Origin of the sequence: Methylobacterium sp. CCH7-A2, from assembly GCF_001557075.1 — a bacterium.
GTDB lineage: Bacteria > Pseudomonadota > Alphaproteobacteria > Rhizobiales > Beijerinckiaceae > Allobosea > Allobosea massiliensis.
Genome location: NZ_LSKN01000123.1, coordinates 1 through 26,979 on the forward strand (window position 1 = coordinate 1; position 26,979 = coordinate 26,979).

General features: G+C 68.4%; 26 protein-coding genes. 15 read left to right on the forward strand and 11 right to left on the reverse strand.

Annotated features, from left to right (window positions below; translation table 11 throughout):
- The 3 genes from AX750_RS10795 to AX750_RS10805 form a co-directional block, all read right to left on the reverse strand.
- Nucleotides 1-2,449, reverse strand: a 2,449-nt coding sequence (locus AX750_RS10795) for a branched-chain amino acid ABC transporter ATP-binding protein/permease (protein WP_067254043.1), incomplete at its 3' end; no start/stop codon positions are given.
- Between the two features lie 7 nt (nt 2,450-2,456).
- Nucleotides 2,457-3,332, reverse strand: a complete 876-nt coding sequence (locus AX750_RS10800; protein ID WP_066721272.1) for a branched-chain amino acid ABC transporter permease — start codon at nt 3,330-3,332, stop codon at nt 2,457-2,459.
- Nucleotides 3,333-3,489: 157 nt separating this feature from the next.
- Nucleotides 3,490-4,752 (reverse strand): ABC transporter substrate-binding protein, encoded by a 1,263-nt coding sequence (locus tag AX750_RS10805; protein ID WP_066721274.1) that lies wholly within the window; start codon nt 4,750-4,752, stop codon nt 3,490-3,492.
- 107 nt (nt 4,753-4,859) lie between these two features.
- On the opposite strand from AX750_RS10805, the gene AX750_RS10810 reads away from it, so the two are divergent.
- Together AX750_RS10810 and AX750_RS10815 are read left to right on the forward strand one after the other, a co-directional pair.
- The gene (locus tag AX750_RS10810; RefSeq protein WP_082735101.1) at nt 4,860-5,615 is read left to right on the forward strand and encodes a GntR family transcriptional regulator; all 756 of its coding nucleotides are present in this window, start codon (nt 4,860-4,862) and stop codon (nt 5,613-5,615) included.
- 14 nt (nt 5,616-5,629) lie between these two features.
- A complete protein-coding gene (locus AX750_RS10815) occupies nt 5,630-6,406 on the forward strand; it encodes an SDR family oxidoreductase (RefSeq protein ID WP_066721276.1) in 777 nt (258 codons plus the stop codon).
- A 21-nt stretch (nt 6,407-6,427) separates the two neighbouring features.
- Here AX750_RS10815 and AX750_RS10820 read toward each other — a convergent pair whose 3' ends face one another.
- Nucleotides 6,428-7,750: a Zn-dependent hydrolase gene (locus tag AX750_RS10820; protein WP_066721278.1), complete on the reverse strand. Its 1,323-nt coding sequence runs from the start codon at nt 7,748-7,750 to the stop codon at nt 6,428-6,430.
- Nucleotides 7,751-8,126: 376 nt separating this feature from the next.
- Between AX750_RS10820 and AX750_RS10825 the strand changes: the two genes are divergently transcribed.
- From AX750_RS10825 to AX750_RS10855, 7 genes are all read left to right on the forward strand, one after another.
- Complete coding sequence (locus tag AX750_RS10825; protein ID WP_066721280.1) at nt 8,127-9,233, forward strand: ABC transporter ATP-binding protein; 1,107 nt, start codon at nt 8,127-8,129, stop codon at nt 9,231-9,233.
- 16 nt (nt 9,234-9,249) lie between these two features.
- A complete protein-coding gene (locus AX750_RS10830) occupies nt 9,250-10,278 on the forward strand; it encodes an extracellular solute-binding protein (RefSeq protein ID WP_066721282.1) in 1,029 nt (342 codons plus the stop codon).
- 18 nt (nt 10,279-10,296) lie between these two features.
- Nucleotides 10,297-11,160, forward strand: a complete 864-nt coding sequence (locus AX750_RS10835) for an ABC transporter permease (protein ID WP_066721335.1) — start codon at nt 10,297-10,299, stop codon at nt 11,158-11,160.
- A 10-nt stretch (nt 11,161-11,170) separates the two neighbouring features.
- Complete coding sequence (locus AX750_RS10840) at nt 11,171-11,989, forward strand: ABC transporter permease (RefSeq protein ID WP_066721285.1); 819 nt, start codon at nt 11,171-11,173, stop codon at nt 11,987-11,989.
- Between the two features lie 133 nt (nt 11,990-12,122).
- A complete protein-coding gene (locus tag AX750_RS10845) occupies nt 12,123-13,031 on the forward strand; it encodes an allantoinase PuuE (protein ID WP_066721291.1) in 909 nt (302 codons plus the stop codon).
- 199 nt (nt 13,032-13,230) lie between these two features.
- Nucleotides 13,231-14,085: a hypothetical protein gene (locus AX750_RS10850; RefSeq protein ID WP_197426627.1), complete on the forward strand. Its 855-nt coding sequence runs from the start codon at nt 13,231-13,233 to the stop codon at nt 14,083-14,085.
- 2 nt (nt 14,086-14,087) lie between these two features.
- Complete coding sequence (locus AX750_RS10855) at nt 14,088-15,626, forward strand: amidohydrolase family protein (protein WP_066721295.1); 1,539 nt, start codon at nt 14,088-14,090, stop codon at nt 15,624-15,626.
- A gap of 176 nt (nt 15,627-15,802) precedes the next feature.
- Here AX750_RS10855 and AX750_RS10860 read toward each other — a convergent pair whose 3' ends face one another.
- From AX750_RS10860 to AX750_RS10890, 7 genes are read right to left on the reverse strand one after another with little or no spacing between them, the layout of a single operon-like run.
- Nucleotides 15,803-16,459 carry an aspartate/glutamate racemase family protein gene (locus AX750_RS10860; RefSeq protein ID WP_066721297.1) on the reverse strand — a complete coding sequence of 219 codons (657 nt, stop codon included), beginning with the start codon at nt 16,457-16,459 and terminating at the stop codon, nt 15,803-15,805.
- Nucleotides 16,459-17,367 (reverse strand): polysaccharide deacetylase family protein, encoded by a 909-nt coding sequence (locus AX750_RS10865; RefSeq protein WP_066721298.1) that lies wholly within the window; start codon nt 17,365-17,367, stop codon nt 16,459-16,461. Before AX750_RS10865 ends, AX750_RS10860 begins: the two co-directional genes overlap by 1 nt.
- Nucleotides 17,368-17,401: 34 nt before the next feature.
- Nucleotides 17,402-18,307 (reverse strand): allantoinase PuuE, encoded by a 906-nt coding sequence (locus AX750_RS10870; RefSeq protein ID WP_082735100.1) that lies wholly within the window; start codon nt 18,305-18,307, stop codon nt 17,402-17,404.
- Nucleotides 18,307-19,107 carry an ABC transporter permease gene (locus AX750_RS10875; protein WP_066721302.1) on the reverse strand — a complete coding sequence of 267 codons (801 nt, stop codon included), beginning with the start codon at nt 19,105-19,107 and terminating at the stop codon, nt 18,307-18,309. The genes AX750_RS10870 and AX750_RS10875 overlap by 1 nt, the downstream gene beginning before the upstream one ends.
- Entirely contained in the window at nt 19,104-19,940 is an 837-nt protein-coding gene (locus tag AX750_RS10880; protein WP_066721303.1) for an ABC transporter permease, read from the reverse strand. Before AX750_RS10880 ends, AX750_RS10875 begins: the two co-directional genes overlap by 4 nt.
- Nucleotides 19,937-21,007, reverse strand: coding sequence for an ABC transporter ATP-binding protein (locus AX750_RS10885; protein WP_066721305.1), 1,071 nt, complete (start codon nt 21,005-21,007; stop codon nt 19,937-19,939). The genes AX750_RS10880 and AX750_RS10885 overlap by 4 nt, the downstream gene beginning before the upstream one ends.
- Nucleotides 21,008-21,009: 2 nt before the next feature.
- Nucleotides 21,010-22,059, reverse strand: coding sequence for an ABC transporter substrate-binding protein (locus AX750_RS10890; RefSeq protein ID WP_066721310.1), 1,050 nt, complete (start codon nt 22,057-22,059; stop codon nt 21,010-21,012).
- A 302-nt stretch (nt 22,060-22,361) separates the two neighbouring features.
- Between AX750_RS10890 and AX750_RS10895 the strand changes: the two genes are divergently transcribed.
- The 6 genes from AX750_RS10895 to AX750_RS10920 all read left to right on the forward strand — a co-directional run.
- The gene (locus tag AX750_RS10895) at nt 22,362-23,102 is read left to right on the forward strand and encodes a GntR family transcriptional regulator (protein ID WP_066721312.1); all 741 of its coding nucleotides are present in this window, start codon (nt 22,362-22,364) and stop codon (nt 23,100-23,102) included.
- Nucleotides 23,103-23,219: 117 nt separating this feature from the next.
- On the forward strand, nt 23,220-23,927 hold the full coding sequence (locus tag AX750_RS10900; protein ID WP_066721314.1) for a glutathione S-transferase N-terminal domain-containing protein: 708 nt from the start codon (nt 23,220-23,222) through the stop codon (nt 23,925-23,927).
- Between the two features lie 11 nt (nt 23,928-23,938).
- On the forward strand, nt 23,939-24,295 hold the full coding sequence (locus AX750_RS10905) for an ArsC family reductase (RefSeq protein ID WP_066721316.1): 357 nt from the start codon (nt 23,939-23,941) through the stop codon (nt 24,293-24,295).
- A gap of 184 nt (nt 24,296-24,479) precedes the next feature.
- On the forward strand, nt 24,480-25,136 hold the full coding sequence (locus AX750_RS10910) for a hypothetical protein (protein WP_156451350.1): 657 nt from the start codon (nt 24,480-24,482) through the stop codon (nt 25,134-25,136).
- A gap of 60 nt (nt 25,137-25,196) precedes the next feature.
- A complete protein-coding gene (gene tgt, locus AX750_RS10915) occupies nt 25,197-26,369 on the forward strand; it encodes a tRNA guanosine(34) transglycosylase Tgt (protein WP_066721320.1) in 1,173 nt (390 codons plus the stop codon).
- Nucleotides 26,366-26,979: hypothetical protein (locus AX750_RS10920; protein WP_067254046.1), on the forward strand; the 614-nt coding region annotated here is incomplete at its 3' end. The genes tgt and AX750_RS10920, both read left to right, overlap by 4 nt.

Genomic DNA, 26,979 nt, shown 5'->3' on the forward strand with positions numbered 1-26,979 from the left:
CGCGCTCCAGCACCACGGCCCGGTCGGAGAGGGCGAGCGCGAGGTCGAGATGGTGGTCGACGATGACGATCCCGATCTCCTGGCGGAGCTTGTCGAAGGCCTCGAACAGCTCCTCGACGACGGCCGGCGCCAGCCCCTCGAAGGGCTCGTCGAGCAGCAGCACGCGGGTGTCGCCCGAGAGCGCGCGCGCCACCGCCACCATCTGCTGCTCCCCGCCCGAGAGATAATCGGCGGGCGAATGCCAGCGCTGCTTGATGCGCGGGAAGAAGGCGAAGATCTTCTCGTCGTCCCAATGCGTGCCGTTGCCGGTGACGCGCTTGAGCCGCCCGAGTTCCATATTGTCCTTGACGCTCATGCCCGCGAAAAGCCCGCGGCCCTGCGGCACATAGGCGATGCCGGCGCGCGCGATCGCGGCGGGCGGCTGCCCGGCGATGTCCCGGCCCGCGAGCGTGATCGTGCCGCTCGCCGGCGGGGCGATGCCGGTGATGGTCTTCAGTAGGGTCGACTTGCCGGCGCCGTTGCGGCCGAGCAGCGCGACGATCTCGTTCTCATGCACGTCGAGCGAGACCTGCCGCAGGATGTGGCTCTTGCCGTAGAAGGTATCGACCTTGTCGAGGCCGAGCAGGACGGGGCTGCGCGCGGCGCTCTGGCGCGGTTTCTCGGCCAGCGCATGCGCGCCCGAGCCGATATAGACCTCCTGCACCCGCGGCGAGGAGCGCGCATCCTCGACCGTGCCGTCGACCAGAACCGAGCCCTCGTTCATCACGGTGACATGGTCGGCGATGGCAAAAACGCGGTCGATATCGTGCTCGACCAGCAGCACCGGCAGGTCGGTCGAAATCGACTTGATCAGGTTGCCGACACGCTCGCGCTCGGCGGCCGCCAGACCCGCCAAGGGCTCGTCGAGCAGCAGCACGCGCGGCTTCGTCGCGAGTGCGAGGCTCATGTCGAGCAGGCGCTGGCCGCCATAGCTCAGCGATCCGGCCTCCGCCGTCTCGATGCCGCGCAGGCCCATCGTATCGATCACGGTCGCGGTCTGCGCGTTGACCTCGGCGAGCGCGCCGGCCGGCCGCCAGAAGCCGAAGCGCGCCTCGGCACGGGCCTGGACGGCGAGCCGCACATTCTCCTCGACCGACAGGGTCGGGAAGAGGTTGGTGATCTGGAAGGCGCGGCCGATCCCGGCTTGCGTGATTGCCTCGGGCGACATCCCGCCGATCGCGCGCTCGCGCAGCCTGACCTCGCCGCGATCGGGCGGAAACAGCCCCGAGATCAGGTTGAAGGCCGTGGTCTTGCCCGCGCCATTGGGGCCGATCAGCGCATGCAGCTTGCGGTCGGCCATGGTGATGTCCACGCCCTCGACCGCCTTGATCCCCCCGAAGCTCTTCGCGAGACCGCGCGCCGTCAGGATCGTGCCATCGGTCGGGTCGGCCGGCCTCATGAAGGCGGGCAGCGTCACGGTGCCGGCCTTGCGCTCCGCCATCGCAGCATCGCCCACGACCGACTTGCGGAAGGGTCGCAGGAGCCGCTCGCCGAAGCCGACGATGCCGGTCGGCGAGAACACGATGAAGCCGACGAAGAGCAGGCCGAACCAGAACAGCCAGTTCGGCGTGAGGCTGGAGAGATAGTCGCGGAAGATCACGAAGAACAGCGCACCCAGCGCCGGCCCGAGAAACGAGCGCATGCCGCCGATCACGACCATCGCCAGCAATTCGCCGGAGAACGCGACCGAAATCGGCTCGGCCGAGGTCATCCGGTTGTTGAACAGCAGCAGCGAGCCGGCGAGTCCCGTCAGCGCCGCCGAGAGCGTGAAGGCGATCAGCTTGTAGCGGTCGGTGGCGTAGCCGAGGAAACGCGCCCGCTGCTCGTTCTCGCGGATCGCCACCAGCACGGTGCCGACAGGCGAGCGATGAAAGCGCCAGAGACCATAGACGACGGCCAAGCCGATCAGCGCGACGAGGACATAGAAGCGCGACGCCTCCTCGAAATCGATGCCGAGGAAGAGCGGCCGCGTGATGCCGCCGAGCCCGTCCTCGCCGCCCGTCACCGCCGTCCAGCGGAAGGCGACGGAGTAGGTCATCGCGGCGAGTGCCAGCGTCAGCAGCGAGAAATAGACGCCCTTGCGCCGCAGAATCAGCGCCCCGAAAGCAAACGCGATCAGCCCGACGAAGAGCACGGCCAGCAGGATCGGCAGGGCGAATTGGCCCGGCAGCCAGTTGCGCTGGATCAGCCCTGCGGCATAGGCGGCGAGCCCGAACCAGGCGCCATGGCCGAAGGAGACCAGACCCGTGGTGCCGACGAGGATGTTCAGCGCCATGCAGGCGATGGCGAAGACGACGATCTCGGTCGCCGAGGTCGTGCCGAGCCCGATGACATCCATCAGGAAGGGCAGGGCGACGAGGCCGGTCGCTGCGATGAGGAGAGGCGCGTGATCGCGCTGAAGGGGAGTCATCGCGGCCTCACTCGAAACGCTGGATGCGTTCGCCGAACAGGCCGCGGGGCCGGAACAGCAGGACGAGCAGCATCATCAGGTAGATCACGGCCGTCGACCACTGCGTGTAGCCAAGCCCGATGGTGATGCCCTTCACCAGCCCGACCATCAGCGCGGCCACCACCACGCCCCAGAAGGAGCCCAGGCCTCCGATGACGACGACGACGAAGGCCGGCGTGATGATCTCCTGCCCCATGGCGGGATGGATCGAATAGATCGGCGCCAGCAGCACGCCGGCCAGGCCCGCGAGCCCGATGCCGATGCCGGCGACCGCGACCATGTAGGGCTGCAAGGAGATCCCGAGCGCGCCGACCATGTCGGGGTTCTGCACGCCGGCGCGCACGACGCGGCCGAAGGCAGTGCGCTGCAGCAGGAACCACAGGCCCAGCACACAGCCGGCCGCGATCAGGAGCAGCATCGCCCGGTAGCGCGAATAGATGAAGTCGCCGATGAAGATCTGGCCGCGCAGCTCACGCGGGATCGAGAAGGAGAGCGGCGGCGCTCCGAAGATCATCCGCAGCGACTGCTCCGCCACCATGGCGAGCCCGAAAGTGAGCAGCAGCGAGAGAATTGGATCGGATCTGTAAAATCGCTGAAAGAGCCCGCGCTCGACGACGATGCCGATCAGCGCGACCAGCACGGGCGAGGCCACCATCGCGCCGCCGAAGCCGATATGCGGGGCCAGCACGATCGTGAGATAGGCGCCGATCGCGTAGAAGGCGCCATGCGCCAGGTTCACGATGCCGCCCAGCGAGAAGATCAGCGACAGGCCGAGCGCGATCAGGAGGTAATAGACCCCGTCGAGCAGCCCGTTCAGCACCTGCTGGATGAAGAGGGTGAGCAAGGATTGGCCTTTATCGGAATGCGCGCTGCAGGAAGAGGCCTTCAGCGTGGCGCGTCATGGTCGGGCTTGACCCGACCATCTCGGAGACCCGGAGCTTCTCTCGTCATGAGATTCCCGGGTCGGCGCTGCGCGCCGCCCGAGAATGACGGATGGACCCTCAGCTCATCTTGCAGACGGCCTCGTCGCCGCTGGTGGCGATGACCTCCATGTCCTCGTTCGGGCCGGGCACGGCGGGTGAGGAGGTGAAGAGGTCCCATGGGTTCTTGACCTGGGCCGGCGGCAGCGCGGTGATCGTGTACATCTCGCTGATGAGCTGGTGGTCCGAGGCGCGGAAATAGCCGGGCCGGCCCTTGAGCACGTCGAACTTGGCGCCCTTTTCCCAATGCTCCAGGATCTTGGCCGTCTCCGTCGATTTCAGCTCGTTCATCGACTGCGCCATGATCTTCACGGCCATGTAGTCGCCCCAGGCCTGGTTCTCGGGCGGCTTGCCGTACTTCTTGGTGAAGGCGGCGACAAAGGCCTTTGTGCCGGGGGTGTCGATCAGATGGTGCCAGACGCAGGGCCAGATGCCGGCGAAATTGTCCTTGCCCGCGGCCCAGGCCAGCGCCGTGTCGAAGCCGAAGCCGGCGACCGGGAAGGTCAGTCCGAACTCGGCATATTGCTTGAGGAAGTTGGTGATCTGGTTGCCGGCGAGGTTCGAGATCACGAGGTCGGGCTTGGCGGCGCGGATTTCCAGCAGCAGCGCCGAGAAGTCGGTCGCGTCCGTCGGCACCAGCTTGTCGGCGGCGAACTGGCCGCCATTGGCCTCCATGAAGCGCTTGGCGACCTTGAGCAGGTCATGGCCGAAGGCGTAGTCGGCGGTGAGCGAGAACCACTTCTTGCCCTTCACCAGCCCCTGCGCCATCAGCGAGCGGCCGCAGCTCTTCACATACATCGAGTTCTGGTGCTCGACATGGAACATGTAGCGGTTGCAGCTCTCGCCGCGCAGTGCGTCCGAATTGCCGCCGGTGTTGACGAAGAGCGTCTTGTTGCGCGCCGCGACCTGCGAGATCGTCAGGCAGGAGGCCGAGGAGATTTCGCCGAGGATGCAGGTGACCTTGTCGCGCTCGATCATGCGCTCGGCCTTGGTCGAGGCCGTCTGCGGATTGACCGAATCCTCCTTCAGCGCCTCGAGCTTGCGGCCGTTGACGCCGCCGGCCGCATTGATCTCCTCGACCGCGAGATCGACCGCCATGACGCCATACTCGCCGAGCGGGCCGAGAAAGCCCGTCCGTGGCGTCAGATGGCCGAAACGGATCGCGTCAGGCGTCTGCGCCAGGATGATCGAGGGGCTGGCGATCAGGCCGGCGGCGGTGCCGGCACCGAGGCCGGCGAGCGCCTGCCGGCGCGAGAGTCGGTTCGTCTTCGACAGGTCTGACATGAGCGTTCCTCCCAGAACGGATGCCGCACCGTTGGGGCGTCGGCGGATGTTGATCAGCGGTCTGACGCCGCTTGTCGTGATCTGTGATCACAGTTAGGTTGGCAGACATGACCGCCGCTGTCCAGCCCTTGCGAAGCGCCACCGAGCGCCCGGCTTCCCCGGGCGACGCAGACTCATCCGCGCTCGATGCCATCGGCGCCTTGGCGCGTGAGACGCTCGGCGAGCGCGTCACGGGCGAATTGCGTGCGCTGCTGGTTGCGGGCCGTCTGGCGCCCGGCGAGAAACTCTCGCTGCGCCGCGTCGCCGAAGCGCTCGGCGTCTCGATGATGCCGGTGCGCGAGGCGGTCAGCCGGCTCGCGGCCGATGGCGCGCTCGAAGTGTTGCCCGGGCGGGCGGTGCGCGTGCCCGTGCTCTCGCTGGCGCAGTTTCGCGAACTGACGCGGCTGCGCCTCGTCGTCGAGGGCTTTGCGGCTGAGGAGGCGGCGCGGCAGGCGAGGCCCGCCGACATAGACCGGATCGCAGCCTTCGATGCGGCTTTCCGCCAGGCGGCGAGCGCCGATCCGCCCGACAGCGCCGCGGCCGTCGCCGCCAATCGCGACCTGCATTTCGCGCTCTATGAGGCGGCCGCGATGCCGAGCCTGATCGAGATGATCGAGCGGCTCTGGCTCAAGGCCGGGCCGATCCTCAATCTCGACATGCGCCACGAGCCGCGGAGGCTCGAGGGCGGCAGCGCGATGCAGGCCCATGCCCGACTGCTGGAGGCCGTGCGCCGCCGGGACGCGCCGGCCGCCCGCGCGGCGCTGGAAGACGACATCGCGGCCGCCGCCGCCCATATCGAGGAAACGGGCCAGCTTCGGGCCTGACGGGGAGACACGGAATGGATCTGCAGATCGAGGGGCTGCGCGTGCTGGTGACGGCCGGCGCCAACGGCATCGGCCGCGCCACGGCGCGTGCCTTCGCGGCCGAGGGCGCGAAGGTCCATATCTGCGACGTCGACCATGCCGCGCTCGCCGACATGGCAAAGAGCGACCCGGCGATGACGCAGTCGGTCTGCGACGTCTCGGACCGGGCCGCCGTCGCGCGGTTGATGGAGGAGGCGCTGGCGGCGCTGGGCGGGCTCGACTGCCTGGTCAACAATGCCGGCATCGCGGGCCCGACGGGACGCGTCGACGAGATCGCGCCGGAAGACTGGGATTCGTGCGTCGCGATCGATCTGACCGGGCAGTTCAACTGCACGCGGCTCGCGGTCCCGCATCTCAAGCAGTCGAAGAACGCCTCGATCGTCAATCTCTCCAGCCAGGCCGGCAAGCACGGCTTCCCGCTGCGCTCGCCCTATGCGGCGGCGAAATGGGGCGTGATAGGCTTCACCAAGGCGCTCTCCGCCGAATTGGGCGAATTCGGCATCCGCGCCAATGCGATCTGCCCCGGCCTCGTCGAGGGGCCGCGCATCCAGAGCGTCATCGCCAACAAGGCGCGCAGCTTCAACGTCTCGCATGAGGAGATGACGCAGCGCCTCTTCGCCGGCGTCTCGATCAAGCAATTTGTCGATCCCGCCGACATCGCGAAGCAGATCGTCTTCCTCGCCTCGCCCTTCGCGAAGACGATCTCGGGGCAGGAGATCTCGGTCTGCGGCGACACGCGCATGCTGGCCTGACGGCCGGCCCGGCGCGGCCGCTCAGCCGGCGTTGTCGGCGACCCATTGCGCGAGCACGGTAGCCGCGGCCATGAAATCGTCGATCGCCATCGCCTCCAGCGGGTTGTGGCTGCCGTGCTCGTTGCGCACGAACAACATCGCCACGGGCACGCCCGCAGTGGCAAACGCGGCGGAATCATGCGAGGCCGGGCTGCCCAGCGGCATGGCGGGAATGCCGAGCCGCTCCGCCGCATCCGTCAGCGCCGTCCGGATACCGGGATCGACCGGCCCGACCGCAGCCGAGGCGCGCGTTCCCAGGTCGAACACGACGCTGCGCTCGGCCTCGATCCGCGCGATCGCCTCATGCATCCGCGCCTCCACGCGGGCGAGCACCGCCTCGTCATAGGCGCGCACGTCGAGGCTGAAGCGGAATTCGCCCGGAACGGTGGTCATGCCGTGCTTGTCGGCATCGGTGTGGAAGCGCCCGAAGGTCACGGCCATTCCCTCACCGCGCGCCTCGTGCTCGGCCCAGATCGCATCGAGTTCCGCCGCCAGCGCCATGCCGGCCATGGCCGCGTCGCGGCGGAAGCGCCGGGGCGTGCCGACATGATCGTAGCGGCCGAGAATGCGCGCATTCGGATGGCGGAAATTGCCGGGGATGCCGGTGCAGATCGCGATCGGGAATCCGGCCTCGACCAGGCTCGGTGCCTGCTCGATATGGACTTCCAGAAAGGCCCGGATCCGGCCGGGATCGAGGCTGCGCTCGCGGCGCCGCATCGCCTCGGGGTCGCCGCCGCAGTCCCGGATATGGTCGGCGAGGGGGCGGCCGGTATCGATGCGCTTGGCCTCCAGCGCGCCCTCGGGCAGCGTTCCGAGCGCGCCGCGGCTGCCGATATAGGACACCTGGAACCAGACGCTCTCCTCCGCGCGGACACCCATCACCGTCAGGTCGCGTCGCGGAGCCACGCCCAGAGTCCGGAGCGCAGCCAGCGTGACGAGACCCGCCACCACGCCGGCGGCGCCGTCGAAATTGCCGCCGTGGGGCACGCTGTCGAGATGCGATCCCATCAGGATCGCCGGGGCTGACGGATCGCTGCCGCGCCAGGTCGCATAGGTGTTGAGCGCGGCGTCGGTGGTCACCGCGAGCCCCGCCGCTGCGGCGGCCTCCGCGAAGACGCGATGGCCGAAATCCTCGCCCGCGCCATAGGTGTCGCGCATGATGCCGGGGTTTCCGGGGCTGCCCTCGGCCAGTCTCGCAAAGAGGCGCTCGGCGAGGCCGCGCTGCGCCGCGACGGCGGCCGCCAGTCGCTCCGGAGAGATCGCAAGCACCGGCTGCTCCGTCTCTGGCGCGGGGGTCAACGACATGGAGCCATCCTGGTAGGCGCTACGAGGTTCGTATCCGGCGGGACCGCCGGCTCGGGCGAGACAGTGCTGGAGCCGCCGGGCACAGGCAATGACCTCGGTCCGCCGGGGAGCGGCTGGGCCATTCACCGCGGGCATGCCCGCCATGTCGCGCTGCCCATCCGCACCGGCGCGCGGCGGGCGCCGGCCGCGACTGCCGCGCAAACAGGCAGATGGCGCGCAAGCATGCGCCGCCGCCGCAGAAGGCCGGCCCGCGTCCGCCCGCTGCACGAATCGGGGGGCGTCGGACGGCCGCGTTCGCCGGAACGAGGCCGGCTGCGGTTGGCACGGCTGTTGCTGGCTTGTGGCGCCCCACCGGCCGAGGAATGTCGTCATCACAATGGCTGCGCCTGCCTCCGACGCTTCGATCTCCGCCCAGCCGCTCACGCTGGACGGCATCACGCACAGCTATGGCGGCGGGCTGGCGGTCGACAACGTCACGCTCGAGGTCAAGGGCGGCGAACTCGTCGCGCTGCTCGGCCCCTCCGGCTGCGGCAAGACCACCCTGTTGCGGATCGTCGCCGGCTTCATCCAGCAGGGCAACGGCAAGGTCCTGATCGATGGCCGCCCGATCGACACCCTGCCGCCCAACCGCCGCGAGATCGGCATCGTCTTCCAGAACTACGCGCTGTTCCCGCACATGACGGTGGCCGAGAACATCGCCTATGGGCTGGCCGCCCGCGGCGAGAGCCGCAGCGTGCAGGCCCAGCGCGTCGAGGAGATGCTCGCCACCGTCCAGATGGCGGGCTTCGCCGACCGCAAGCCCAAGCAGCTCTCCGGCGGGCAGCAGCAGCGCGTTGCGCTGGCGCGGGCACTCGCCATGCGGCCGCGCATCCTGCTGCTCGACGAGCCCTTCGCGGCCCTCGACAAGAACCTGCGGCTCGACATGCAGATCGAGATCAAGCGGCTGCAGCGCCAATTCGCCCTGACCGCGATCATGGTCACGCACGACCAGGACGAAGCGATGGCGATCGCCGACCGCATCGCCGTGATGAGCCAGGGGAAGATCGAGCAGCTCGGCACGCCGGTTCAGGTCTATGACGAGCCCGCCACGCTGTTCGTCAACAGCTTCATCGGCTCCAGCAACCTCCTCAGCGGGCAGATCGCGGCGCCTGTCGAGGGCGGCTACGCGGTGACGCTCGGCAACGGTGCCGCCTGGACGGTGCCGTCCGCCGCCCGCTTCGCACCCGGCCAGCCGGTTCTCGTCTCGGTCCGCCCCGAGCAGATGCGGCTCGCCGACGAGGCCGGGGAGGGCCGCTTCCCGGTCGAGCTCAAGCTCAGCCTGCCGATCGGCGGTGAGCTGATCCACGACGTCACCAGTGCCGACGGCGCCTCGCTGAAGATCGCGATGCCGCGCCGTCCCGGCATGGCCTCGGGCCGCTCGGGCACGACCTTCTGCGGCCTCGCCGACCATGCCCGCCCCGTCCTCTTTGCCGCCCAACCCTGAACCGGAGCCCCTGCCGATGACACAGATGAACCGTCGAGATCTCCTGGCCGGCGCGGGCGCGCTCGGCCTGGCGTCGCTCCTGCCGCTGCGCGCCAGCGCCTCCGGCAGCCTCACCGCCGCGATCTATCCCGGCACCTGGGAAGAAGCCTATCGCGGCGTCGTCGCTCCGGCGCTCAAGAAGAACGCCGGCGTCGACGTCGCCTTCGACGCGCTGTTCGCCGTCGATCAGGTCGCCAAGGTGCGCGCGGCGCGCGGCGTGCCGCCCTTCGACTGCTTCGTGCTCGATCCCGGCCCGGCCGCGGCGGCGCAGGCCGCCGGCCTGTTCGAGCCGATCGATCCCGCCAAGCTGGCCAACGCCGCGAAGATCCCGACGGGCCTGATCAAGTCGCATGGCGTGACCTGCAACGCCCAGGTCGTCGGCATCGCCTACAACCCGAAGAAGTTCGCCACGCCTCCCAAGGGCTGGGCCGACCTGTTCAAGTCGCCTTATGTCGAGCGGCTGGGCCTGACCGGCTTCCAGACCACCTTCGGCACGGTCTCGATCATCGAGATGGCGAAGGTCTTCGGCGGCTCCGCCACCAATGTCGAGCCGGTCTTCGCCGAGCTGAAGAAGGCGGTGTCGAAGGCGGCCGCGGTCGCCGCGCCCGCCGCCATGCCCGGCCTGTTCCAGCAGGGCCAGATCGACATCATGTACACCAACACCAACACGGTCGCGACGCTGAAGGGTCGTGGCGTCGATATCGAGTTCATCAAGCCCGAGACCGGCGCGATCACCTTCCAGACCACGCTGCACATCGTGAAGGGCGCCGACAACGTCGCCAACGCCTACAAGTACATCGACACCGCGATCTCGTCGGATGTTCAGGCCGAGCTGCAGAAGCAGCCCTACAACATGGTCCCGATCAACAAGGACGTGAAGCTGGTCGAGACGCTCGACATCAAGTCGCTCGATGAACTGGCGACGATGGTCACGCATGACTGGACGGTGATCAACCCGCAGCGCGCCGCCTGGATCGAGCGATTCAACAAGGAAATCACCAAGTAGGATCCCACGATGGCGGGCATGGCTGCAGCGGCCGCCGGGAGCGGTGGCGTTCCGGGAGCCAGGGTCGACTGGCGCCTCGCGGCGCCGCTCGGCCTGACCTATCTCGCCTTCTTCGCCGCCCCCTTTGCGATCCTGCTCGGCATCAGCTTCTATGCCGATGCCGAGCAGACGCGGCTGGGGTTCGATTCCTGGACGAAGTTCTATGGCGATGCCTTCTACCGGAAGGTGATCTTCGACACGCTCAAGCTCGGCGTCTTCGCCGTGCTGGCGACGACGCTGCTGGCCTATCCGCTCGCGCTGGTCTTCCGGGCGTCGAGTCCGCGCGTGCAGCGGCTGCTGATCTTCATCATCCTGATGCCGCTGCTGACCTCGGTCGTGATCCGCACCTTCGCCTGGATCGTGATCCTGGCGCGCGAGGGCGTGCTCAACCAGACGCTGATCGGGCTCGGGCTGACCTCGACCCCGCTCAATCTGCTCCAGACCGAGCTCGGCCTCGTCATCGCGCTGACGCAGATCGAGATGCCGCTGATGTTGTTGCCACTCCTGACCATCATGAACCAGATGGACCAGAACCTGGTCGATGCCTCACGCGCGCTCGGCGCCTCGAAATGGCGAACCTTCTTCCGGGTGATCCTGCCGCTGACGCTGCCGGGCTGGATCGCCGGCGCGACGCTGGTCTTCGCCTCGGCGACGACCGCCTTCATCTCGCAATCGGTGATCGGCGGGGCGCGGCTGGTCTATCTGCCCTCGCTGATCTGGCAGCAGTCGATGGTGGTCTATAACTGGCCCTTCGCGGCAGTCGCCTCGCTGACGCTGCTCTTCACCGTGCTGGCGGGCATCATGGCGCTCGGCTGGCTCGGCCGCTTCGCCAGGACGAGCTGAGGAACAGGCCATGCAGCGGTCCACGCTCGGTGACATCGGCTATTCCTGGATCATCGGCCTGCTCGCGGGACTCGGCATCCTCATCCTGGTCGGGCCGGTGCTGGTCGTAATCGCGACCTCTTTTACCACCTCGCAGACGCTGAAATTCCCGCCGCCCGGCCTGTCGCTGCGCTGGTACGGCGAATTGTTCGACACCGCCCGCTCGGCCCAGATTCACACCGCCGCGCTGAACAGCCTCTGGGTCGCCGGTCTCGCCACCGCGATCGGCTGCGTGCTCGCCGTCTTCGCGGCGCTGGCGATCTCACGGGTCGCGCGGCCCTCGGCGCGCGTGCTGGAGGCGAGCTTCCTGTCGCCGCTGGTGCTGCCGACGCTGTCCTACGGCTTGGCCGCGCTGATGTTCTTCTCGGTGCTCGGCATCAGGCCCTCGCTCAACCTGCTGATCGCGGGCCATCTCGTCGTGATCGCGCCCTTCGTCTTCCGCACCACGCTGGCGAGCCTGTCGCAGCTCGATCCGGCCCTGCTCGAGGCCTCCGCCAATCTCGGTGCCAGCCGCCTCTACGGCTTCCGCCGCATCACCCTGCCGCTGATCGCGCCAGGGATCGCGGCAGGCTGCTTCCTCGCCTTCATCTCCTCGATGGACAATGTCCCGGTCTCGCTCTTCCTCTCGACCGCGCGCACGGCCATGCTGCCGATCCGGATGTGGGGGATGATGGAGACGACGCTCGACGTCCGCATCGCCGCCATCGCCGGCGTGCTGATCCTGGCGACGCTGATCCTGATGATCGTGATGGACCGCCTGACCGGCCTGACGCGGCGGATGAGCGGGTGAAGCTTCGCACGGCGATATGGCGCGTCATGCTCGGGCTCGACCCGAGCATCTCGTGCCGGAGATTCTCGGGTCTGCGCTTCGCTCCGCCCGAGAATGACGTGTTCGGCAGCATGCCTGCGGGATGGAGACTGACATGACCTACGACCGCGACCTGATCGGCTACGGCGCCAACCCGCCCAATCCGCAATGGCCGGGTGGCGCCCGCATCGCGATCAACTTCGTGATGAACTACGAGGAAGGTTCCGAGCCCTCCATCCAGGACGGCGAGGGCTACACCGAACTCGGCCTGACCGAGGCCAACGGCCTGCCGACCGGGGTCAAGGGCCGTGACCTCGCCGGCGAGGGCATGTTCGCCTATGGCAGCCGTGTCGGCTTCTGGCGGTTGATGCGGCTGTTCCAGGAGCGCGGCCTGCCCATGACGGTGTTCGGCTGCGCGCTCGCCATCGAGCGCAATCCGGAGGCGGCGGCCGCGATCCGGGCGTCCGGTTTCGACGTTTGCTGCCATGGCTGGCGCTGGATCAAGCATTACGATCTGACGGAGGCCGAGGAGCGCGAGCATATCCGCAAGGCCATCCTCTCGCTCGAAGCCACGGTCGGCGAGCGTCCGCTCGGGTGGTACTGCCGCTATGGGCCGAGCGTGAACACGCGCCGGCTCGTCGTGGAGGAGGGTGGTTTCCTCTATGATTCCGACGCGTATGACGACGAACTGCCCTACTGGAAGGTGGTCGACGGCAAGCCGCATCTCGTCGTGCCATATTCGCTCGTCAACAATGACGGCAAGTTCGGCTCGGGCTTCTTCGCCACCTCGAACGACTATTTCGACTGGCACAAGGACGCCTTCGACATGCTTTATGCGGAAGGGGCGACCCAGCCCAAGATGATGTCGGTCGGCCTGCATATGCGCCTGATCGGCCATCCGGCCCGCGCGGCCGGCCTCGCGCGCTTCCTCGACTATGTCCAGAAGCACGAGGGCGTCTGGGTGACCGGTCGGCTCGACATTGCGAAGCACTGGGCGAAGACGCATCCTTTCCAGCCAGCCTGACACGCGTCATGCTCAGCCCCCTCGGCCGTCATTCCGGACAAGCCGCCCCCGGGTCCTGCCTTCGGCAGGCCCGAGGACAGGCTCCACGGCGCCGATCCGGAATCCATCGTAGGGTACGGCGTTCTATGATGGATTCCGGGTCTGCGCTGCGCTGGCCCGGAATGACGATTGCTCTCTGATGGACGGAAAGACAAAAGCCTTGCCCAAGCCCGACCTCATCGTCGCCCTCGGCGATACGCGCTACCTGATCGAGCGGCCCTTCGGCTCCTGGCCGGAGAATGCCGGCTTCGTCACCGATGTGACGGTCGATGCCCGCGGGCATGTCTTCGTCATGCTGCGGCACGATCCTTTGACCCAACCCGACGATCCGCGCGTGGTCGAATTGTCGCCCGAGGGAGACTATCTCGGCGGCTGGGGCGGCGACCTGATCGCCGATTCCCACATGCTCACGGTCGATGCGCAGGGGCGTCTCCTCTGCGTCGATCGCGACATGCACGAGATCGTCATCTGCTCGGCGAGCGGCGAGCGCCTGGGCGGCCTTGGCCAGCGCGGCGAGCCGCTTTCGCCCTTCAACCACCCGACCGACGTGCATGTCTCGGCCTGGGGCGACATCTATGTCGCCGATGGCTATGCCGCGAGCCGCATCCATCGCTTTTCGGCCTATGGCGTCCATCTCCAGAGCTGGGGCGAGCACGGCTCGGGCGAAGGCCAGTTCGGATGGCCGCATGCGCTCTGGACCCATGCCGATGGACGCGTCGTCGTCGTCGACCGGACGCATAACCGCGTCCAGGTCTTCAACCGAAATGGCCAGCATCTCGCGACCTGGAGCCATTTCCGCGACCCCGTCGCGATCTGGGGCGACAAGGACGGCAACACCTACGTCACCGACACGCAGCCGACCCTGCAGAAGATCGGCCCCCATGGCGAGCGCCTCGGCCGCTGCCGCCCCTTCCTCAACGGCGCGCATGGAATCTACGGCATGCCGGGCGGCGACATCCTGCTGGCCGAGAGCAATCCCAGCCGTCTGACGCGGCTGCGGCTGCTGGACGAATAGGAATGGCGGTGCAGATCATCTGGGGCGGGACGCTCCTCACCGGCTTCGACGCCGCAGGCGAGCCGGTCCTGCTGCAGGATGCCGGCGTCGCCTGCGAGGCGGGGGCGATCCTCGCGACCGGGCCGCTCGCCGATCTGAAGGCGGCCTATCCCGAAGCGACCGTGACCGGCGGGCGCGACTTCGCGATCACGCCGGGCTTCGTCAACGCGCATCACCATGTCGGCCTGACGCCGCTGCAACTCGGCTCGCCGGACCACCCGCTGGAGCTCTGGTTCGCCAGCCGCATCGCGCTGCGCGATGTCGATCTCTATGCCGACACGCTGTTTTCCGCCTTCGAAATGATCGAGAGCGGCGTCACCACCGTTCAGCATCTCCACAGCCGCGCGCCGGGTACGCCGGCCGACATCCTTGCTGCCGCCGAGAAGGTCATCAGCGCCTATCGCGATATCGGCATGCGCGCCTCCTACTCGATGGCGCTGCGCGACCAGAACCGGCTCGTCTACGAGGCCGACCAGGATTTCGTCGCCCGCCTGCCGGAGGAGTTGCGTCCGGCGGCGAGTGCCTTCTTCCAGCGCTTCACCGTCCCGCTCGCCGACCAGGTCGCGGTTTTCGACGAATTGCTGGCGCGCCATGGCAACGGTGACCGCATCCGCATCCAGATCGCGCCCGCCAACCTGCACTGGCTCTCGGAGGAAGCCCTCGAGGTCACCGGCGAGCTGCAGCGCCGCACCGGGCTGCCGGTCCACATGCATGTGCTGGAGACGCCGTATCAGAAGGCCTATGCCCGCAAGCGCACGGGCGGCTCGGCGCTCGCTCATCTCGACCGGCTCGGCCTGCTCGGCCCGCATTTCACCATCGGCCATGGCGTCTGGATGAGCGAGGCCGATATCGAGCTCGCGGCCGATCGCGGCGTCTGCATCTGCCACAACTGCAGTTCGAATTTCCGGCTGAAGAGCGGCGTCGCCCCGGTCAACCGCTTTCTCGCCCGCAGCATTCCCGTCGCCATCGGCATCGACGAGGCCGGCATCAACGACGACCGCGACATGCTGCAGGAGATGCGGCTCGTCCTGCGCGCCCATCGCGAACCGGGCATCGACGCACCCCACCCCTCACCGGCGCAGGTGCTGCGCATGGCGACCGAAGGCGGCGCGCGCACGACGCCTTTTGCCGGCCGCATCGGCCGTCTGGAGCCGGGCATGGCGGCGGACCTCGTGATGTTCGACTGGCCGGCGGTGACCTTTCCCTATCAGGACGAGGGCCTCGGCTTCGTCGAGGTGCTGGTCCAGCGTGCCAAGGCGAAGGCAGTCCACAGCGTCATGATCGCCGGCGAATTCGTCTATCGCGAGCGCCGCTTCACCAGGCTCGACCGCGACGCTGTTCTGGCCGGCCTCGCCGAGGCGCTGGCGAAGCCGAAGACGCCGGCCGAGCGGGACCGCATCGCCCTGTCGCAGGCGCTGCTGCCGCATGTCCGGCGCTTCTACGACGGCTATCTCGACGGGCAGGGCGACGAGCCCTTCTATCGCCCGAGTGGGCGCTTCTGACGGGCTCACCTGCTGGATACCGGGCTCAGCGATCGCGGCCGTCATCCTGGGCGGCCGAAGGCCGACCGGGATCCATCATCGGGCGCAGTTGGAGCCCCCCGATGGATCCCGACCTGCGCCGCTGCGCGGCTGGTCCAAGATGACGGTGGAGGTTCATCGGTCTCCAGAAGCGACGCTCAATGCCCCCGCGAAACCCGCTTCTGCGCGAGCCGCACCGCCGCGGGGATCGGCGCGATCACCGGCACGGGGAAGCGCAGCGAGAGGGATTGCGCCGCCTGGCCGAGCGGGCCGCCGCCGATCACCAGCGCCTGCGCGCCCAGCGTCTCGATCGCTTCCTTGCAGGCCTCGGCCAGCGCCTCCACCAGCGTGGCGTGATCGGCCATGATCGCGTGGACGTCGCCCTTTGTCAGCGCTACGCCCCGGAACGTCTTCTCATGGCCATAGGCCTGGGCGAGCCCGGTGATCGAGGCGACGAGATCGGGCGTCGTCGTCACCACCGCGAAGGGCCGCCGGCCCGATCCCGCCTCGGCCATGCCGGCCTCGGCGATGCCTGTGACCGGGCAGGAGAGGCGAAGCCGCAGCGCCGCCAGGCCGGGATCACCGAAGGCGGCGATGATGACGCCGTCCGGCGGGGTGGTGGTGATCGTCCCCGTCAGCGCCTGCACCGCCTTGGCCGACTGGGCCAGTGCCTCCTCATTCGTGATCAGCGGCACGCCATAGGGCGCGCTCATGGCGTCGATCACGGTGCCGCCCGGTGCTGCCGCCTGGGCGATGGCACGCATCATGTTGGTCGTGGCGGCATTGGTGTTGGGGTTGATCAGCAGCAGGCGCATCAGGAACTCTCCGGCACGGCGGCGATGAACGCGCGCGCGATCTCGGCGCGGGTCGCGATCCAGAGTCGGTCGCGCCGGGCCGCCAGCAGGTTCATGATGTCGCGAAAGGCGGCGAAGCGCGCCGGGCGCCCGACGATCCGCAGGTGGAAGCCGAGATTGAGCAGCCGCGGCAGGCCCCGCGCGGCCTCGGCCTCGAGCACGTCGAGCGCGTCGGTGACGTACTCCACCATCTCGCGGGCACGGACGAAGCCGTTCGGGTGGAAGAACTTCATGTCGTTGCTGTCGAGCGCATAGGGCACGACGAGCAGGGGCGGGCGCCCCGGTGCGCGGTCCCAATAGGGCAAATCGTCGTCGAAGCCGTTGGAGGTGTAGAGAAAGCCGCGCTGCGCCAGAAGCTCCCGCGTCCAGGGGCTCTCCCCGCCGCGGCAGAAGAAGCCGACCGGCGCGACACCCGTCGCGGCGGTGATGGTGGCGACGCAGGCGTCGATGTCCGCAGCCTCCGCCTCTGCCGTCTCGTAATCGGCCTGGGGCCGCCAGCGCCAGCCATGCACCGCCGGCTCATGGCCGCGCGCCACCACCGCCTTCGCCAGCCCCGGCGAGCGTTCGACGGCGCGACCGCAGAAGAAGATCGTCGCGCGGATGTCGCTCTCGTCGAGCGCGTCGAGCATGCGCCAGAGCCCCGCGCGCGTGCCATAGCCGAAGATCTGCTCCTGGCCCTGGTCGCGCTTGCCGGCGGGAACGACGCTGATCACCTCGCCCATGCTTTCCGAGCGCGCATCGCCGTCGCCGACCTGAAGCTCCGCGCCCTCCTCGAAATTGATCACCACGGAGACGGCGAGCCGCCGGCCATTGGGCCAGGTGAAGTCCGGCCAGGCGCCGGCATAGCCTTCGAGGTCGCGCTGGGTCATGCGGCCATTCCTCGTTCAAGCCGTGCAAACGACGTCAACTCTTCCCCAGCTCCGCCAGCCAGTGCCGCGCGATCGCGTCGCGGCGCGCGAACCAGACACCGGGCTTCGACGCCGCATGCGCCAGGAAGCGCTCGAGCCCGCCGATCCGCCCGGGCCGGCCGATGATGCGCAGGTGCAGGCCGACCGACATCATCCGCGGCGCCGTGCCGCCTTCTGCGTAGAGTCGGTCGAAGGCGTCGATGCAGTAGCGCGCGAAATCGTCGCCGAAGACGAAGCCGCCGCCACGCTGGAAGCGCATGTCGTTGGTGTCGAAGGCATAGGGCAGCACCAGATGCGGTTCGCCCTCGACATCGACCAGAAAGGGAAGGTCGTCATTGTAGGCGTTGGAATCATAGAGAAAGCCGCCATGCTCCTTGAGCAGCCGGCGGGTGTTGATCGAGGTCGCCGAGCGCGTATGCCAGCCCACGGGGGGCGTGCCGGCGGCCTCCGTGATCGCCGCGACCGCGCGCGCGATCGCCTCGCGCTCCTGGGCCTCGTCCATATGGGCGTGCCGCTCCCAGCGCCAGCCATGGGCTGCGACCTCATGCCCGTCGGCCACCGCCTCCTGCACCAGCCAGGGCGAGAGCGCGACGGCGCGGCCATTGGCGTTCAGCGTCGCTGCCACGCCATATTGCTTCAGCAGCGCGCGGATGCGCGGCCAGCCGGCGCGCGGGCCGTATTCGAAATGCGATTCCATGCAGAGATCGCGCACGCCGGTGATCTCCTCGACCACCTCGTAGACGCTCTCGTTGCGCTCGTCGCCCTGGCCGATCGAGAGCTCCGCGCCCTCCTCGACATTGACGACGACGGAGACGGCGAGCCGCGCGTCGTTCGGCCAGCGGATCGCGGGCGGGGCGTCGCCATAGCCGCGGAAATCGCGGTCGCTTACCGGAGAAGCCATCAGAGATCGGCCATCCGGCGCAGGCCGACCAGCCGGTCGCCGATGACGAGCACGGCGGCGGCGAGCAGGATCAGGAGCGCGGAGATCGCCGCGATCGTCGGATCGGGGCTCTCCTCGACATATTGCAGCATCTGGATGGGCAATGTCTTGGTCCAGGCGTCGGTGAAGAAGATCGAGATCGGATAATTGTCCATCGACGCCAGGAAAGCGAACATTCCCGAGGTGAGGAAGGCCGGGGCGAGCGAGGGCACCAGCACCTTGAGAACAGCCTTGGGATAGGACAGGCCGAGCGTGCGGGCGGCGTCGATCAGCGTGAAGTCGAACAGCGAGAGCGCCGCATAGACGGTGCGCACCACGTAAGGCAGCGTGATCACGACATGGGCCAGGATCAGGCTCAGCCACACGTCGCGCAGGCCCGCCGCCCGGAAGCTCTCCAGCATCGCGATGCCGATGACGAGGCCGGGCAGCATCAGCGGCGAGACCAGGAAGGTGACGATGCCGTCGCGGCCGCGGAACTGGCCGCGCAGCAGGCCGATGGCGCAGAGCGTTCCGAGCAGAAGCGCAATCGCAGTCGACGCCGCCGCGAGCTGGACCGAGGTGGCGACCACCGGCCAGAGCTCGCGCGAACGGCCGAGCGCCTGGTACCAGCGCAGCGACCAGCTCGGCGCCGGCAGGGTGAAGACGGCGCTAGAGCCGAAGGACACCAGCACGGTGACGACGAGCGGCGTCAGCAGGAAGACCACCGTGAAGGCGGCCAGACCCCAGACGACGGCCGAGGCGATGCGCTCGATGGCCGTCACGACGCGCCTCCCAGCCGCTTCGAGAGCGCGGCGCTGCCGACCACGACGGCCACCGTCAGCACGAGCAGGACGACCGCCGTCGTCGATCCCAGCTGCTCGTTGCGCATGAACAGGAAGGATCGCCCGGTCAGCGTCGCCAGCGTCTGGAAACGGTCGCCGATCAGCAGGTTGGGGATGACATACATCGAGGCCGCCATCGAGAAGACGAAGGCGACGCCGGTGACGATGCCGGGCAGCGAGAGGGGCAGGGCGACCTTGAAGAAGCGGTAGAGCGGCGAGGCGCCCAGCGTCGCCGCCGCCTCGCCGAGCCGGGGATCGACCAGCTTCAGGACGGAATAGATCGGCAGGATCATGAAGGGCACGAAGACATTGGCCGCGCCGATCACGAGGCCGGCCTCGGTGAAGAGCAGGCGCTGCGGCTCGCTCCACAGGCCCAGCCCCATCATCAGTTGCGAGACCACGCCGTCGCGCCGCAGCACGATCTGCCAGGCGAAGGCCTTGACCGCGACGCCGACCGAGAGCGGCAGGATGATCGCCACCAGGATCAGCGCCTGAGCCGCGCCGCGTGCCCGCGCCAGGGCGAGCGCCGTCGGATAGCCGATCAGCAGGCACAGCAGCGTCACCAGCACCGCGATGCGCAGCGTGTTGCCGATCACGGTCCAGCTGAAGGGGTCGGACAGGAAGGCCACGAAGGGGGCGAGCGACGGCGCGCCGCCACTGAGCACGCTGCGGCCGAGCAGCATCAGCAGCGGCACGCCGTAGACGAGGGCGAGATAAAGCACTGCCGGCAGGGCCAGCAGCAGCACGGGATCGACGCGTCGCGAGGCGCTCATGCCGCGGCGCTCGGTGCTGGGTAGACCAGCGTGTCGTCGATCGCCCAAGACATCTTCAGCGACGTGCCGGGACCCGCTGCAGCCGGCAGGGACGGCGTCTCGACCAGGATCTGCCCGTCGGGCGGAGCCTGGAAATGCAGCTGCACCCGCGCCCCCTGGAAGGCGGCGTCGGCGAGGGGCGCCTCGATCCGGTTGGCGGCGCCATGGTCGATCGCGATCCGCTCGGGCCTGACTCCGAGCAGGACCGGGCTGCCGGGCAGGAAGTTGCCCGGGCCGCGCAGCGGCCCGGCCGGCGTCGCAACGGTGACGATGCCGTTGGTGGAATCGGTGACGGTGCCGGGAAGCCGCGTCGAGAGGCCGACGAAGCCGAGCGCGAAGGGCGTCGCCGGTCTGGCATAGATGGCGGCCGGCGTATCGAGCTGCTCGATCCGGCCGCGATGCATCACCGCGATCCGGTCCGACATCGTCAGCGCCTCGTCCTGGTCGTGTGTGACGAAGATCGCGGTGGTGCCGACCTCGCGCAGCAGGCGCTTCAGGTCGATCTGCATGGTCTCGCGCAGCTTGCGGTCGAGCGCCGAGAAGGGCTCGTCGAGCAGCAGAAGCTTCGGCCCGACGACGAGCGCACGCGCCACCGCCACGCGCTGCTGCTGGCCCCCCGAGAGCGCCTTGATCGAGCGCTCGGCATAGGCGCCCATCTGCACGAGATCGAGGAAGCGCTTCACGGCCGGCGCGATCTCGCCCGATGGCGCGCCGCGCGCCTTGAGGCCGAAGGCGACATTCTCCGCCACGGTGAGATGCGGAAACAGCGCATAGCTCTGGAACACGACGCTGACGTCGCGCTTGTGCGGCGGCAGCCTCGTGATGTCCTGCCCGTCGAGCGCGACGCGGCCCTGATCAGGCCGCATCAGCCCGGCGACGATCCGCAGCAGCGTGGTCTTGCCGCAGCCCGAGGGACCGAGCAGCGAGACGAACTCGCCGCGGGCCATCGACAGATCGACGCCGTCGAGCACGGTGGCGGCGCCGAAGGTCTTGGCTGCTCCCGCGACGGACAGGAAACCGGGGCTCATGCTCAGATCGCCATCTCGCGATCCCAGCGCTTGATCCACTCGCCGCGCTGGGCGGCGACATTGGCCCAGTCGATCTGGTGGATCTTCACGTCGGCGCCCAGCCCCGCCGGCTTCGGCACCGCCTTGTTGGTGCCGATCGAGAAGGTCGGCCCCGCCAGCTTGTTCTGCAGCTCGGCGCCGAGCAGCTCGTTGACATAGGCGAAGGCGAGCTCCTGCTGCGGCGAGCCCTTCACGACCGCGATGCCCGACGGCATGGCGAAGACGCCTTCCTTCGGCGCGGCGAGGTCGATCGGCGCACCGGCCGCCTTGCGCTCCAGCGCATAGGAGGACATCGCCGGCCCGATCATCCAGGCCTCGCCCTGCTCGAGCAGATTGAAGGCCTGCGGCTGCTGCGTGTAGATCGTCAGCAGGTTGGGCTTCAGCGAGGCGAGCTTCTTGAAGCCGGCATCGGTGTCCTTCTGGACGCTCTCCATCGTCCCGCCCGCGAGCAGGCCGGCGACGAAGAGCGAGGGCAGGCCTTCTGTGTTCTGCAGCGAGGGAATGACGATGCGGCCCTTGTATTTCGGGTCGAACATCTCGGCCCAGGAGGAGGGCGGGGTCTTCATCGCGGTCTTGCTGTAGGCGACGCCGAGCCAGGGCTGGAGATAATTGGCCCACATGCCGTCCATATGGGTCGAGCCGGGCAGGAGATCGGCCATGTTCGGCGCCTTGGCCACGGTGAGCGGCTCGAGTAGCCCTTCCTTGACCGCCAGGATCATGACCGGATCGTCCATCTGGACGACGGACATGTAGGGCTTGTCCTTGTTTTTCTGCATCTTCTCGAGGTTCACAAGCGAGCGCGTGCCCTCGAAGATCACCTTGCAGTTATATTTCTTCTCGAACATCGGCACGACGGTCTGCTCGACCCAGGGCTTGTGCCCGGCGGCGCCGCCGACGACGAGTTCCTTCGTTTGGGCCCGCAGCACGGACGGGGCGGCGATCAGCGCCGTGGCGCCCAGGCCCGCTTTGAGGAGTGCGCGGCGGTTCGGCTTGCCTGCGGACAGCATATCCATGGTCGGACCTCTCGAATGCGGCGCGCTCCCGACGGCGCGAACATTGGGAGAGGTCAGCAACCGTCGTGCCAAGAGCGTGTTACAGTAGCAAGGCGCAAATAAAAATAATGATATCAGTCTTTTAGGCGGAGAGGCGGAATCGATCTCTGCGCCCCGGTTGAGCCCGTTGCGAGCGGCATTGGCGTGATTTTTGTGCACAATCGCTTCCCGAATGTGCATAAAAATAGGCCCGGTCGATGCTAGGATGGACCGATGGCGGGCGGTCGGTGCGCGGGCGGAGCAATGCTGTCGAGACGAGTGGGATGAACGAAGCGGCGATCCATACGATCCTCTCGCGCCTGCTGCTGGGAGGCTCGCTGCCGGGAGGCATGAAGCTCGGCGAGCACCGGCTCGCCGAGCTCTTCGGCGTCAGCCGCGAGCGCATCCGCAAGGTGCTGCACCGGCTCGGCCATGAGCGGCTGCTGGAGATCGTCAAGAACCGCGGCGCCTTCACCATCGAGCCGGATCTGCGCGAGGGCAGGGTCGTCTACGAGGCCCGCCGCATTCTGGAAAGCGGCATGGTCGCCCATCTCGCCGACCATCTGACCGAGGCGCAGATCGAGCGGCTGCGCGATCATGTCGATGCGGAGGCCGACGCCCTGCGCCGCGGCGACCAGGCGACATGGCAAAAACTCTCGGCCGAGTTCCATTTCCTGCTGGCGGAGATGATCGGCAACCCGATCGTCCAGCGCCAGGCGCACGAGCTGATCGGGCGGACGATCATGCTGGTGAAGCGCTATGAGACGACGCTCGGCTCGGCCTGCGGCTGCGAGGAGCACCGGCTGATCTTCAAGGCGCTGGCGGGCCGCGAGCGCGGCAGGGCGGTCAAGGCGATGAGCAGCCATCTTTCGCTGGTCGAGACCAGGCTGCGCCCGATCGTCTGCGACGATGCCGGCCCCTCGCTGGAGACGCTTCTGGAAGAGGCCATCGCCGCCTTCCGGACGGAGCAGGGTGAGGGGGCGAGCGCGCGCCGTGCGGCGGATGCGGCAACCGCCCCGCGCTGAGCGCGCGGCCCGGATGCGCCCCGTGCGGCGCGGATGCGATTGCGCAGCCGGACGGGGCGACTATCTCCCGACCACCCGGCGCCCATGAGCGGCACCGGCTCAGCCCCGGAGCCCGCCATGGCAGACCTCTCCGCCTTCAAGATCACGCAGCGCTGGCCGGCCCAGCACCCCGATCGCATCCAGCTCTACTCGTTGCCGACGCCGAACGGCGTGAAGGTCTCGATCGCGCTGGAGGAACTCGGCCTTCCCTACGAGCCGCACACCATCAATATCGGCCAGAACGAGACCTGGGGGCCGGAGTTCCTGTCGCTCAACCCCAACGGCAAGATCCCCGCGATCATCGACCCCGACGGTCCGGGCGGAAAGCCTTTCGGCCTGTGGGAGTCCGGCGCGATCCTGATCTATCTCGCCGAGAAGACCGGCAAGCTGCTGCCCGCCGATCCCGCCGCCCGCTACGAGACGATCCAGTGGGTGATGTTCCAGATGGCCGCTGTCGGCCCGATGTTCGGCCAGCTCGGCTTCTTCCACAAATTCGCCGGTAAGGACTACGAGGACAAGCGCCCGCGCGACCGCTATGCGAATGAGAGCAAGCGGCTGCTCGGCGTGCTGGAGGAGCGGCTGACCGGGCGCGACTGGATCATGGGTGCCGACTATACGATCGCCGACATCGCGCTGCTCGGCTGGGTGCGCAATCTCGTCGGCTTCTATGGCGCGGGCGAACTGGTCGATTACGCCAGTCTGAAGGCCGTGCCGGCCTGGCTCGAGCGCGGCCTGGCGCGACCCGCCGTCCAGCGCGGGCTCGAAATCCCCAAGCGGCCGGGTTGAGGGGCCGCGCCATGGCGATCACCCTCTACGGCATCAAGAACTGCGACACGATGAAGAAGGCGCGCGCCTGGCTGGACGGGCAGGGCGTCGCCTACGCCTTCCATGACTACAAGGCGAGCGGGATCGACCGGGCCTCGCTGATGCGCTGGGTCGGGGAGCATGGCTGGGAGACGGTGCTGAACCGCGCCGGCACCACCTTCCGCGCCCTGCCCGAGGCCGAAAAGCGGGGCCTCGACGCCGACAGGGCGATCGCGCTGATGCTGGCTCAGCCCTCGATGATCAAGCGCCCGGTCCTCGACCTCGGCGACCGGACGCTCGTCGGCTTCAAGCCGGAGATCTATGAGGCGAGTGTGAAACCGGCGGCGTGAATCGGCCGGATCGGCCTCAACGTCGGACATTTGAAGCGTCGGAGCAACGCGGGCTTGAGAATCCGCAATTATGGTCCGACGCATGATCGCTCCGTCTGCCGCAGCACGCCCCGCCTTCCCGAACGTCTCCTTCGGCCCTTTCCGCCTGCTGGAGGCAGTGCCCTGGCTGCTGGTCGCGGCGACGATGCGGGTCATCGCCTTCGCCGGCGGGCTGATTGCGCTGCCCGCCATCATGCTGGCCAACATCGCGCTCCTGCTCGCCTTCGTGATCGTGACCTGGCGGATGGTGCTGGCCACCGACGGACGCAGCGGGCTGGGGCTGCTCGGCCTGAGCCAGCAGATCGGGATGGCACGCGCCGTGCTGCCGCCGATCTTCGGGGTGCTCATGGCGGCGACGGTGGTGGCAGCGGTGACCGGCCTGACCGGCCGGCCGGGCGAGTTCATGCTCGGCTTCGATGGGATCGCTTTCGACCAGGCCAGCCATGCCGGCCGCCTCTGGAGCGCCTTGGTCGCCGCACTCGTGCTGCTGATGGTGCTGCAGGTTGACGAAGCGAAGAAGCCCAGCCTCCTCACGGCCATGCGGCGCTTCCGGGACCATGCGCGCTGGCTCGTCCCCGGTGTCCTGCTCGTGGCCGCGCTCGCTGTCTTGTTGCATCCCCTTCAGGGCTATGTGCGGGGCCTTGTCGTGCAGATGTGGCAGCAGTCGGAGCTGCCCATATCGGTCAAGAGCCTGCTGTCGATGGTCTTCATTTTCTCGTTCGCGACAGTGCGCCTGTGGCTGACGGTCGCCATCCTGGTCTTCGCGTTGCGCCAGTCCTATCGCGCGCGGGCCTGCAGCTGATGTTGCGGCAGGTGGTGCGGCCTCTTCCCTATTGACGCCCGCTGCTCTACCTCGCGGGCCATGACCGCATCGCCCCCGTCCGCGCCGGCCGCCCCCGTTCCCGCGACCGACTTCACCTTCCACCTCCACGCCCGCGACGGCGCCGCCCGGACGGGTGAGATCCGCATGCCGCGCGGGGTCATCCGCACGCCGGCCTTCATGCCGGTGGGCACGGCCGCAACCGTCAAGGGCATGTATCCCGACCAAGTGAGGGCGCTCGGCGCCGATGTCGTGCTCGGCAACACCTACCACCTGATGCTGCGGCCGGGCGCCGAGCGGATCGCGGGGCTTGGTGGCCTGCACCGCTTCATGAATTGGCCGCACCCGATCCTGACCGATTCCGGCGGTTTCCAGGTGATGTCGCTCGCCAATCTGCGCAAGCTGACCGAGGAGGGCGTCGCCTTCCGCTCTCATATCGACGGCTCGAAGCACATGCTCTCGCCGGAGCGTTCGGTCGAAATCCAGAACCTGCTCGGCTCCGACATCGTCATGCAGCTCGACGAATGCGTCTCGCTGCCCTGCGAGGACAAGGTGGCCGAGAAGGCGATGCGCCTGTCGCTGCGCTGGGCGCAGCGCTGCAAGGACGCCTTCGGCCACCATCCCGGCCGGGCGCTCTTCGGGATCGTCCAGGGCGGGGCGGTGCCGCATCTGCGCGTCGAGAGCGCGCGCGAGCTCGCGGCGATGGACCTCAAGGGCTATGCCGTCGGCGGTCTGGCGGTCGGCGAGCCGCAGGAGATCATGCTGGCGATGATCGAGACGGTCGAGCCGCATCTGCCGGTCGGGAAGCCGCGCTATCTGATGGGCGTCGGCACGCCCGACGACATCGTCGAGGCGGTGCGCCGCGGCATCGACATGTTCGACTGCGTGATGCCGACGCGGGCCGGCCGCCACGGTCAGATCTTCACCCGTTTCGGCCGGATGAACCTGAAGAATGCCAGACACGCGGACGATCCGCGCCCGGTCGACGAGGGTTCCTCCTGCCCGGCCGCCAATGGCTGGTCGCGCGCCTATCTCCACCACCTCGTCAAGGCGGAGGAGATGCTCGGCAAGATGCTGCTGACCTGGATCAACCTCGCCTATTACCAGGAGCTGATGGCCGGGCTGCGTGGCGCCATCGCCGAGGGGCGGCTGGAAGACTTCGTCGCGCAGACCAAGGAAGGCTGGGCGAGGGGCGACATCCCCGCCGCGCCGTGATCGACCCCTGGTTCCTGATGCTGGCGGCGAAGATGGCGACCGCCGCCGCCATCGTCGTCGGCTGCTCGCTGCTGGCCGAGCGCAGCGGGCCGCTGATCGCAGCGCTCATCGCCACCCTGCCGATTTCGGCCGGGCCGGTCCTGGTCTTCCTCGCGCTCGAGCACGACGCGGCCTTCATGGCGGTGAGCGCGCTCGGGGCCATGACCTCCAACGTCGCCAATGCCGGGCTGAGCTGCGCCTATGTGCTGCTGGCGCAGCGCTTCGGCACGCTGCTCTGCCTTGCCGCCGCGCTGGCCGCCTGGTGCGCCACGCTACTGCTGATGCGCGGGCTCGAGCCCTCCTTCCCGGTGATGACGGTCGCCACCATCGCCATCTATGGCGCGCTGCACCGGCTGTTCCGACCCTATCTTTCGGCGCGTCCCGACCGGCCGCCGGGGCGGCCCTGGTATCTCATCCCGATGCGGGCCGGCTTCGTCGCGGTTCTCGCCGGCGCGGTGACGACGCTGAGCGCCCATGTCGGGCCGGGCTGGTCGGGCTCGCTCGCCGCCCTGCCGGTCGTTCTCAGCAGCATGATCGCGATGCTGCAGCCCCGCATCGGCGGGCCCGCCAC